The sequence below is a fragment of the Aliiroseovarius sp. genome (genome assembly GCF_030148435.1).
Classification (GTDB): Bacteria; Pseudomonadota; Alphaproteobacteria; order Rhodobacterales; family Rhodobacteraceae; genus JASBTN01.
The window spans coordinates 85,190-95,559 of the sequence record NZ_JASBTN010000050.1; the positions used below are offsets into that span (position 1 = coordinate 85,190).

A 10,370-nucleotide genomic window follows, 5' to 3' on the forward strand; every position below is an offset into this window, starting at 1 on the left:
CGAAGTACGAGAGCCCCGCAAAACACCATAACAAGGGGCGAGATCATGAGGACCGAGCAATGGCAACCCTGCCGAAACCTTCCCTGAAAACCGTTCTGATGGGCGGCAGCCTGATACTGCTGACCGCCTGCGAAACGAATTTCGACATGGACCTGCGCCGGTTTGGCGGCGGGTTCGACACGTCAAGCGCGGCGCGGGCCGCCACCCCGCCGCGGCCCGAACCCGATGGGCGCGGGATTATCTCATACCCGAATTACCAGGTCGCGGTGGCGCGCCGTGGCGACACGGTATCGACCCTGGCCAGCCGCATCGGCCTGCCCGCCGCGGAACTGGCCCGGTTCAACGGGCTGCCTGGCGATGCCCCGCTGCGCGATGGCGAGCTGGTCGCCTTGCCCCGCCGCGTGGCCGAACCGTCAAGCGGCGTCATTCGCCCGGCGGACGAGATCGACATCACCACCCTGGCGGGCGACGCAATCGACCGTGCCGGCACCGACGGCACGGCGCGGCGCAACGACGGTCCGACCGGCGAGGAGCCGTTACGTCATCAGGTTGCCCGTGGCGAGACCGCCTATTCCATTGCCAGGCTCAACGGTGTTTCGGTCCGCGCCCTGGCAGACTGGAACGGCCTGGATGCGGCGCTGACCGTGCGCGAAGGCCAGTACCTGCTGATCCCGCCGGTCTCCGAGGCCCCCAGGCGCGAGGCCCGTGTGACCGAGCCCGGCGAAGGCAGCCCGACACCGACGCCTCCCTCGGCCGCGGCGCCGCTGCCGGATGAAAGCCCGGCCGCCGCCGCCGACACCTCCGCGCCGGACAGCCCGGAGCTGGGCGAGAGCCGGACCAGCGCCTCTGCCGCGCGGATGGCCATGCCGGTGGACGGGCGCATCACCCGCCCGTTCGAAAAGGGTCGCACGGACGGGATAGACATCGCCGCCAGCGCTGGCAGCTCCGTGCGCGCGGCCGCCAATGGCACCGTGGCCGCGATCACCCGCGACACGGATCAGGTGCCGATCCTGGTCGTGCGCCATCCGAACAACGTGCTGACGGTCTATGCCAATATCGACGGTATCGCGGTCGAAAAGGGAGACCGGGTCAAGCGCGGCGACAAGCTGGCCGAAGTGCGCGCGGGGTCGCCCGCCTTCCTGCATTTCCAGGTGCGCGAAGGCACGACGTCGGTCGACCCGTTGCCCTATCTGAACTGACGGAGCGTTTGGGGGGTGCGATTGGGGGTTTCACCCCCAAACCCCAGGATATTTTTGGAAAGATGAAAAGAGGCGGATCCGAATGGGGCCGCCTCCTTTCATAAGCATCACTTCTCGTCCGCACGGCCCTTGCCGAGGTGCTTGCGCAGGCGGCTTGGCGTGGATTTCTTGCGGTTCTTGTAGGGGTTCTTGTCGCCCTGACCGCGCATGGTCAGGCGAATGGGCGTGCCGGGCATGTCGAAATCCTCGCGCAGCCCGTTGATCAGGTAACGCGAATAGCTGTCAGGCAGTTTGTCCGGGTGCGAACACATGACGACAAATGCGGGCGGGCGCGTCTTGACCTGGGTCATATAACGCAGCTTGATCCGGCGGCCGCCCGGTGCGGGGGGCGGATGCTGTTGCAGCATCTCGGTCAGCCAGCGGTTCAGGCGTGCCGTGCTGACGCGGCGGTTCCAGGTCTCATGCGCCCGCATGACAGCGGCCTGCAGCCGGTCCATGCCCTTGCCCGTCTTGGCCGAGATCGTTACCAGAGGCGCGCCGCGCAGCTGTGGCAGAAGCCGGTTGAACGCCTCCTTCAGCCCCGCCAGCTTGGCCTGTTTCTCAGGCTCGACATCCCATTTGTTCACCGCGATCACCACGGCCCGCCCTTCGCGTTCAGCCAGGTCCGCGATACGCAGGTCCTGCTGTTCAAAGGGAATGGCCGCGTCCAGCAACACCACCACGACCTCGGCAAACTTGACCGCGCGCAGACCGTCGGCAACCGAAAGCTTCTCGACCTTTTCCTGCACCTTGGCCTTCTTGCGCATGCCCGCCGTGTCGAAGATCCGGGTTGGCACATCGCCCCAGTCGAATCGCAGAGAGATCGAATCGCGGGTGATCCCGGCCTCGGGCCCGGTCAGCAGCCGGTCTTCGCCGATCAGCTTGTTGATCAGGGTCGACTTACCGGCGTTCGGACGGCCGATCACGGCCACCTGGAGCGGCTTTTCGGCGGTGGGCACGCGGGCTTCTTCAAGCTCGCCATCCTCGCCCTCGACAATATCAACATCGGTCTCGGGTGCGGTTTCGGCCGCGCGGGCTTCGAATTCCTCGGCGATGGGTTCCAGGGCTGTCATCAGCTCGCCCAGGCCCTCGCCATGTTCGGCGGACAGGCGGATCGGTTCCCCCAGGCCCAGCGAATAGGCATCGTAATAGCCAGCATCGCCCGCCTTGCCCTCGGATTTGTTGGCAGCCAGGATCACATGGGCATTCTTGCGGCGCAGGATGTCGGCGAAGACCTCGTCGGCCGGCAACAGGCCGGCCCGCGCGTCCATCATGAACAGGCAGGCATCAGCCATGTCCACCGCGCGTTCGGTCAGCCGGCGCATGCGTCCCTGCAGGCTTTAGTCCGTCGCCTCCTCCAGCCCGGCCGTATCGATCACGGTAAAACGCAGGTCGCCCAGCTTCGCCTCGCCTTCGCGCAGGTCGCGCGTCACCCCCGGCTGGTCGTCGACCAGGGCCAGGCGTTTGCCCACGAGGCGGTTGAACAGGGTGGATTTGCCCACATTCGGGCGCCCCACGATGGCGAGAGTAAAGCTCATGACAGGCTCCGGGTCACATCAAGCGCCCCGCATACACGGGTTTGAGGTCAACGCAAAGCCAGAAGTTGCCCCTTGCCGGAAAGCAGGTATGCCGTGCCGTTCACCACCGCAAGGCGCGACGCCGCACCGCCGGGGATCGCCACACGGGCCACCTCGCTGCCATCAACCGGATCGAAGCCGCGCAGGGTGCCATCCGACGAGCCGACCCAGAGCCGCCCCCCGGCCAGAACCGGGCCGTAATTGGCAAAGATCGCCTTTCGACGGCGTATGCGTTCCTTGGTGTAATAGGGCAGCGGCACACCCCAGATCCGTTCGCCGGTCTCTGCGTCCAACCGCAGAAGCTCCGCCTGATCCGACACGACGAAAACCGAGTCACCGGCCACACTGACCGCATCGGCGGCACCTTCGCGCGCGGTCCAGATCCGCTCGCCTCCGCTCGTCATCGCGCTCAGCCGACCCGCGGAGGTGCCCGCGTAGACCACGTTATCCACGATCACGGGACTGCCCGAGAAATCGCGCACGCCGGTATAGGCGCGCCCGGGGCGTTCGCCGCTGACCAGGCTTGTCCAGACCCGCACGCCGGACTGGCGCAATGCGGCCATGACCTCGCCCGAGGCAAAGGGGAACAACGCCAGACGGTCGCTCAGGACCGGGCTGCCCGCGCCCAGAAAACCGGTGAGTTCCGGGGTATTCGACAGTTGCCATTTCACCCGGCCATTGGTCGCATCCACCGCCCAGGCACGGCTGTCGCGCCCACCGACATAGACCATGCCATCGGCGACCGCCGGGGCGCCGCTCACCGGGGCTTCCAGCTTCTGTTGCCACAGCACGGCGCCGGTCTCGGGGTTCAGCGCGCTGAGTTCGCCAAACCCGGTGGTCACGGCCAGGATGCCCGAGCCGATGGCCAATCCGCCCCCCGAGGCATCGTCACGCCCTTCGATCGATGGCGCCAGGGTGGCCTGCCAGAGGATTGCGCCGGTTTCGGCGGAAGTCGCAGCCACGGTCGAGCGGCTGTCCAGGGTATAGACGCGCCCGTCCTGCACCACAGGTTCGGAGGTCATGCGGTTTCGACGGCTGTTGCCGGCGCCGATATTGGCGCTCCAGACCACCCGCGGAGAGGCCGACAGGACCGGGTGGCCGGCTGCATGTCGGGCGTTGCCGCCCATGTGGGTCCAACTGGCGAGGTTGACCGGGGTCGGCAGCTCGATCGGCAAGGCCTGATTGACCGGTTCGTCCGCTCCGGCGCCATCCTCTTCGGTTGCGGGCGCTTCGGCGGCTGCCTCGGCCACCGCCCCGGGGTTCGGGCTGCGCAGGTCCTCGCGCTTGCCTTGCAGGATCTCTTCCCTTTCGCCGCAGCCGGCCACCAGCAGTCCCAGCAGAATGATCGTCGCAACTGTTCCGTTCAGCTTCACGGCCCGTGCCCCCCTTATAATTCTTTCTTCGCCGCCGGACCGTCAGGCTCCGTCCGGCGTGCCCCCGAGGGCTACAATCAACTCACCGGCACGACGGCGCAGCGCGGTAGTACCCTGCTCATCCAGCCAAATCTGTTGCAACCTGTCCAGAGCTTCCTGCGTTTCACCCTTGTCCAGATAGGCCAGCGCCAGCTGTTCTTCGGCCAGAAGGCGATAGGGCGCGCCGGCCGTGACCAGCGGCTCCAGAACGGCGATACGCGCATCGGCATCCCCTGCCCCGGGCATCAGCACCAGTTTCAGAGTGGCCAGGTCGCGATAGATGCGCGACAGGCTGGCATCCGCAGCCACCGATTCCAACACGGGCCGGCCTGCCTCGCCTTCGGCCTCGGCCGCAGACAACAGCTTCAGAACGGCCGCCGCGTCCCCTTCGGCCGCGACACCGGCAATCGCTTCGGCGCGCGCTGCGGCGGCCTCGACCGAAATAGCCGAAAGGACGGCGTCGCCCAGGGCCTCGGCCGCTGTCCGGGTCGTGATCTTGCGCCACTCATTGAAGGCAGCGCCCCCGACAATCGCGACCACGGCCACGACTCCGATCCAGCCATAGCGGCGCATCAGGGCATAGAGTTTGTCGCGGCGGACCTCTTCGGTCACTTCGTTGATGAAACTTTCCGGATTGCTCACGCGGAGTTACTCCCAAATGGTTTGCCCTTCTCTACCCCGATTGAACGGGGGTGCCAAGGCCCGGTGCAATGCTGTCATCCCCTGTCGGCACATTCGGACGCCCGACTTGTGCTGGGCTTCACAAGGCCCTATTTCGGAGTGCAAAACACTTGTTTCCAAGTTGCGCCCGGGAGGAACCATGCGCATTGTCCCCATTTTGACCGCGCTGGCCGTGGTTACTGCCTTGTTTTTACTGGTATTCCAGCGTGACAAACTCCTGGATTTCGCTGGCGGCGATACGGCGCAGGTCGCGGCCGGAGACCCTGAAACCGAGCCCGAAGAGACCTCCGGAACGGCTGACGTAGCGTCAACATCCAACCCTGCCACGGGCGTCTCCGTCATTGCCCTGCGATCCACCGCGCGCGAGATCGACAGCGCTGTCCTGCTGCGCGGCCGCACCGAGGCCGCGCGTCAGGTCGAACTGATGGCCGAAACCTCGGGCCTGGTTATCTCCGAACCGCTGCGCAAGGGGGCTTATGTCGAGGCAGGTCAGATCATGTGCCGTCTGGACCCGGGCACCCGCGAGGCATCGTTGGCCGAAGCCCGCGCCCGCCTGGCAGAGGCCGAAGCCTCCGCGCCGCAGAACGCCGCCCGGGTCATTGAAGCGCAGGCGCGGCTTGATGAAGCGCTGATCAACCTCAATGCCGCCGACAAGCTGTCGGCAGGCGGCTTTGCGTCGGAAACCCGTGTCGCCAGTGCCAAGGCCGCCGTCGAAGCCGCCCGCGCCGGTCTGGTGGCCGCCGAAAGCGGCGAGGCCAGCAGCGCGGCCGCGATCCAGTCCGCGCAAGCCGCCGTGGCCGCCGCCACACGCGAGATCGGGCGGCTGGAGGTCACCGCCCCCTTCGCGGGCCATCTGGAAAGCGACACCGCCGAATTGGGCAGCCTGATGCAGCCCGGCGCGCTTTGCGCCACCATCGTGCAGCTCGACCCGCTGAAGCTGGTGGGCTTCGTCTCGGAGCTGGACGTGGACAAGGTCGAACCGGGCGTCCTGGCCGGCGCGCGCCTTGCCAATGGGCAGGAGGTCGTCGGCCGCGTCACCTTCCTGTCGCGCTCGGCCGATCCGCTGACCCGCACCTTCCGGGTTGAAGTCGAAGTACCCAACCCGGAGCTTGCCCTGCGCGACGGCCAGACCGCCGAGATCGTAATCGCCGCCGAGGGCCGCGTGGCTCACCTGATTCCGCAATCGGCCCTGACACTGAATGACGAGGGCGCCCTGGGCGTGCGCATCGTCGAAAAGTCCAAAGACGGCGGCGACATCACCGCCTTTGCCACGGTCGAGCTCCTGCGCGATACGGTGGACGGCGTCTGGGTCGGCGGCTTGCCCGACGAGGTCGGCATTATCGTGCGCGGACAGGATTTCGTATCCGCGGGCGTGCCGCTGTCGGTGACATGGCAGGAGCCCGACGCATGAGAGGGATCGTCGATTGGGCCGGCGACCGTGCCCGCATGGTCGTCGCCTTCATCATCCTGTCCGTAACGGCCGGGATCGTGGCCTATGTCGGCCTGCCGAAAGAAGGCGAGCCGGATATCGATATCCCCGCCCTGTTCGTCAGCGTGCAGTTCCCCGGCATCTCGGCCCAGGACAGCGAGCGCCTGCTGGTGCGCACGATGGAGACCGAGCTCGCCGATCTGGACGGGCTGGACGGCATGACCGGTACGGCGGCGGAAAACTACGCCGGCGTGCTGCTGGAATTCGACTTTGGCTGGGACAAGTCCGCCGTGATCGCCGACGTGCGCGACGCGATGAACACGGCCGAGGCGAATTTCCCCACCGGGGCCGACGGTTACACTGTGACCGAGATCAATTTCTCGGAATTCCCGATTGTCATCGTCAACCTCACCGGCCCGGTGCCCGAACGCACGCTGGTACGGCTGGCCAATGACCTGCAGGACCGGCTGGAAAGCATCGACGCGGTGCTGAAGGCGGAGCTGGCCGGGCACCGCGACGAGATGCTCGAGGTGGTGATCGACCCCCTGAAACTCGAAGCCTATAACGTCACTGCGGGCGAGTTGATCTCGGTGGTGCAGAACAACAACCAGTTGATCGCGGCTGGAGAGGTGCGCACCGAGCAGGGGGCAAATGCGGTAAAGATCCCGGCCTCTTTCGACGATGTGACCGACATATACAACCTGCCCGTGAAAGTGAACGGCGACAGCGTCGTGACCCTTGGCGATCTCGCGCGCATTCGCCTGACCTTCGAGGACCGCACCGGCACCGCCCGTTTCAATGGCGAGAACACCGTTGCCCTGCAGGTGGTCAAGCGCAAGGGGTTCAACCTGATCGACACCGCCGCCCTGGTGCGCGAGACCGTGGCCGACGCCCGCGAGGAATGGCCTGCAGAGTTGCGGCAGGCGGTGCGTGTCGGCACCTCGAACGACCAGAGCTACATCGTCGACAGCATGGTCAAACAGCTTGAGGGCTCGGTCATCACCGCCATCGCGCTGGTGATGATCGTGGTGCTGGCAAGCCTTGGCGTGCGTTCAGCCCTGCTGGTGGGTTTCGCGATCCCGACCTCCTTCCTGCTGACCTTCGCCCTGTTCGGGGCGCTTGGCGTGACCGTTTCGAACATCGTCATGTTCGGCCTGATCCTGGCCGTGGGCATGCTGGTCGACGGCGCCATCGTGGTGGTGGAATACGCTGACAAGAAGATGAAGGAAGGCGTCGGCCCGATGCACGCCTTCACCATGGCAGCCAAGCGCATGTTCTGGCCGATCGTCAGCTCGACCGCCACGACGCTCTGCGCTTTCCTGCCGATGCTGTTCTGGCCGGGCATTCCGGGCGAATTCATGGGCTGGCTGCCCAGAACGCTGATCTTCGTGCTGTCCTCGTCGCTTCTGGTGGCGCTGATCTACCTGCCGGTGATGGGGGGGGTCTCGGGCCGTATCAGCCGCCTTTTCCACGTCCTCGCGGAAAGCCTGCGCCCCCTGCCCTGGCTGTTGCGTGCGGCGCTGGTGCTGCCGGCGGGCTCCCTTGTCTATGTCTCGGCGCTTCAGATGCTGAACCCCGGCTACCTGTTCAGCGTGCCGCTTGAGGGCAGCCTGGCCATTCTGCCCGGCGCGCTCCTGTTCCTTGCTGGCTGTATCGCCCTGACCGTGACGCTGGACGCGGCCAGGATCGAACGCAAACCCAGGCGCATCCGTGCGGGCTACCACCGTTCGCCCTTCGGCTGGGTGATCTACATCGTCTCGGGCAACCCGGTGATGCCGCTTGTAACAATTGGCGCGGTGCTGTTCTTCGTCGTGTCGACCTTCGGCTATTACGGCGCCAACAACAAAGGGGTCGAGTTCTTCACCGACAGCGAACCCGAGCAGGCGATCATCTACGTTCTGGCGCGCGGCAACCTGAGCCTGGCCGAAAAGGACGCGATCCTGAAACAGGCCGAAGAGGTCGCCGACGGCATGCCCGCGATCCGGTCGGTCTTTGCCTTCGCCGGCAACGGCGGGCTGAACCAGAACACCGGCGGGGCCACCGCGCCGCGCGATACGATCGGCCAGTTGCAGATCGAACTGGTGCCCTGGCGCGACCGTCCGCGTGTGACCTATGACGCGCCATTGCTGGGCGTGATCCCCTTCGAACGCACGCAGATCGATCCCGCCTACGGCGGCGACTATGTGATCGAGGAACTGAAACGCCGCCTGTCGGAAATCCCCGCCATGCGTTACGAGGTGCTGGCGCTGGAGGGCGGTCCGGCCTCTTCGAAACCGGTGCACCTGCGTCTGAAATCCGATGACTTCGGCCCCCTGCGCGAGGCCACCCGCCTGGTCGAGGACGAGTTCCGCCGCACCTCCGGCCTGACCAGTATCGAAAACACGCTGCCCCTGCCCGGCATCGACTGGGAGCTCGACGTCGACGTCGAAATGGCCGGGCGCTACGGCACCGACGTCATGACCGTGGGCGGCATGGTGCAGCTTGTCACCACCGGGCTCCTGCTGGACACGATGCGGGTGGACAGCTCGGACGAGGAAATCGAGATCCGCGTGCGCCTGCCCGAAAAGGACCGCGTACTGTCGACGCTCGACACGCTGAAACTGCGCACGGCCGAGGGGCTGGTGCCGCTGTCGAACTTCGTCACCCGCAAACCCGTGCCGTCGCTGGCCCAGATCGACCGCACCGGCCAGACCCGTTTCCACGACGTGAAGGCGGGGGTGACAGAGGGGCTGGTCAAGCTGGTTTCCGACACCGGGGAAGAAGAGATCGTATCGGCTGAAGAGGCCGAACGCCGCATGGCCGAGGACAGCCGCCTTACCCAGGTTCCGGTGACAGCCAACGAGCGCATCGACACGCTTGAGGCATGGCTGCAAACTGGTGTCCTCCCGGTCGGAGTGGACTACGAATGGACCGGCGATCGCGAGGAACAATCGGAAAGCATGGCCTTCCTGGGTCAGGCCTTTGTCGGGGCGCTGTTTCTGATGTTCATCATCCTGCTCGCGCAATTCAACTCGTTTTACAACTCGGTATTGGTGCTGCTTGCGGTGGTGCTGTCTACCGCAGGCGTTCTGATCGGCATGCTGGTCATGGGCCAGCCGTTTTCGATCATCATGACCGGCACCGGGATCGTGGCGCTGGCAGGCATCGTCGTGAACAACAATATCGTGCTGATCGACACCTATCAGGATTATGCGCGTTACATGCCCTCGCTGGAGGCGATCACCCGAACCGCCGAGGCCCGCATCCGTCCGGTGCTGCTGACCACGATCACCACCATGGCGGGTCTGGCCCCGATGATGTTCGGCCTTAGCCTGGATTTCTTCAACGGTGGCTATTCGATCAACAGCCCGACCGCGCTGTGGTGGAAACAGCTGGCCACAGCGGTGGTCTTTGGCCTGGGCATCGCCACTGTCCTGACCCTGGTCTTTACCCCCGCCATGCTGGCGCTGCGGGTGTGGATGGTGCGCGGCGCCTATGGCACCGTGCTGGCGGTGCGTGCCGGCAGCTGGACCAGGGAAGGCAAACGCCTGCGCGCCGAACTGGCCCGAACCCGCGCGGCCCGCAAGGTCAGGAACCCCGAGCTGATCTGGGACGAGGACGGCATGCCGCTGCTCGAGCGCGATCCCGAACCGCCCGCCCTGCCGGAACCTGAAAGGGACGCCCCCGAGGGGCCCAATCCGGACAATACCGACAGCCGCCCGACAGGGGACCGGTCCGTCAGCAAGGACACGACCGACGCCGCAGAATAGACGAAAGGGCCGCAAGACACGCCAGCCCTTTGCCATAAATGGGGCAGCGTCGGGCCGAATGCATTGTAGGCGTGACGCCATGTCTAAAAGCAGCTCCCGAAGATATCTTCGGGAGCTGTCTGCGACGGATGTCAGCTATGCGGACGAGGACGAAACCGCTCTCGCGGTATTGGCGCTTGTGGCGTGTGATTAGCTCAGGCTGAAACGGTAGATTTGGTGGATAGGCGCACCTGTCTGACGATTGGGACCTTCTCAATCTGATGACAGGAGGTTCCGATGACGGA

General features: G+C 65.7%; 5 protein-coding genes and 1 pseudogene. 3 read left to right on the plus strand and 3 right to left on the minus strand.

What is annotated here, in order from left to right:
- The first annotated feature begins 59 nt into the window (after positions 1-59).
- Positions 60-1,199, plus strand: coding sequence for a peptidoglycan DD-metalloendopeptidase family protein (locus tag Q1V43_RS09120; protein ID WP_300516802.1), 1,140 nt, complete (start codon positions 60-62; stop codon positions 1,197-1,199).
- Positions 1,200-1,306: 107 nt separating this feature from the next.
- Here the strand turns inward: Q1V43_RS09120 and der are convergent.
- The 3 genes and pseudogenes from der to Q1V43_RS09135 all read right to left on the minus strand — a co-directional run bounded on the left by der (position 1,307) and on the right by Q1V43_RS09135 (position 4,869).
- Positions 1,307-2,776 (minus strand): annotated as a pseudogene (der, locus tag Q1V43_RS09125) (ribosome biogenesis GTPase Der).
- Between the two features lie 47 nt (positions 2,777-2,823).
- Complete coding sequence (locus Q1V43_RS09130) at positions 2,824-4,188, minus strand: PQQ-like beta-propeller repeat protein (protein ID WP_300516805.1); 1,365 nt, start codon at positions 4,186-4,188, stop codon at positions 2,824-2,826.
- Positions 4,189-4,230: 42 nt separating this feature from the next.
- Positions 4,231-4,869, minus strand: coding sequence for a hypothetical protein (locus Q1V43_RS09135; RefSeq protein ID WP_300516808.1), 639 nt, complete (start codon positions 4,867-4,869; stop codon positions 4,231-4,233).
- A gap of 178 nt (positions 4,870-5,047) precedes the next feature.
- Between Q1V43_RS09135 and Q1V43_RS09140 the strand changes: the two genes are divergently transcribed.
- Together Q1V43_RS09140 and Q1V43_RS09145 are read left to right on the plus strand one after the other, a co-directional pair.
- Positions 5,048-6,319, plus strand: a complete 1,272-nt coding sequence (locus tag Q1V43_RS09140) for an efflux RND transporter periplasmic adaptor subunit (RefSeq protein WP_300516811.1) — start codon at positions 5,048-5,050, stop codon at positions 6,317-6,319.
- Positions 6,316-10,086: an efflux RND transporter permease subunit gene (locus Q1V43_RS09145; RefSeq protein WP_300516814.1), complete on the plus strand. Its 3,771-nt coding sequence runs from the start codon at positions 6,316-6,318 to the stop codon at positions 10,084-10,086. The genes Q1V43_RS09140 and Q1V43_RS09145 overlap by 4 nt, the downstream gene beginning before the upstream one ends.
- The last annotated feature ends 284 nt before the right edge of the window (positions 10,087-10,370 follow it).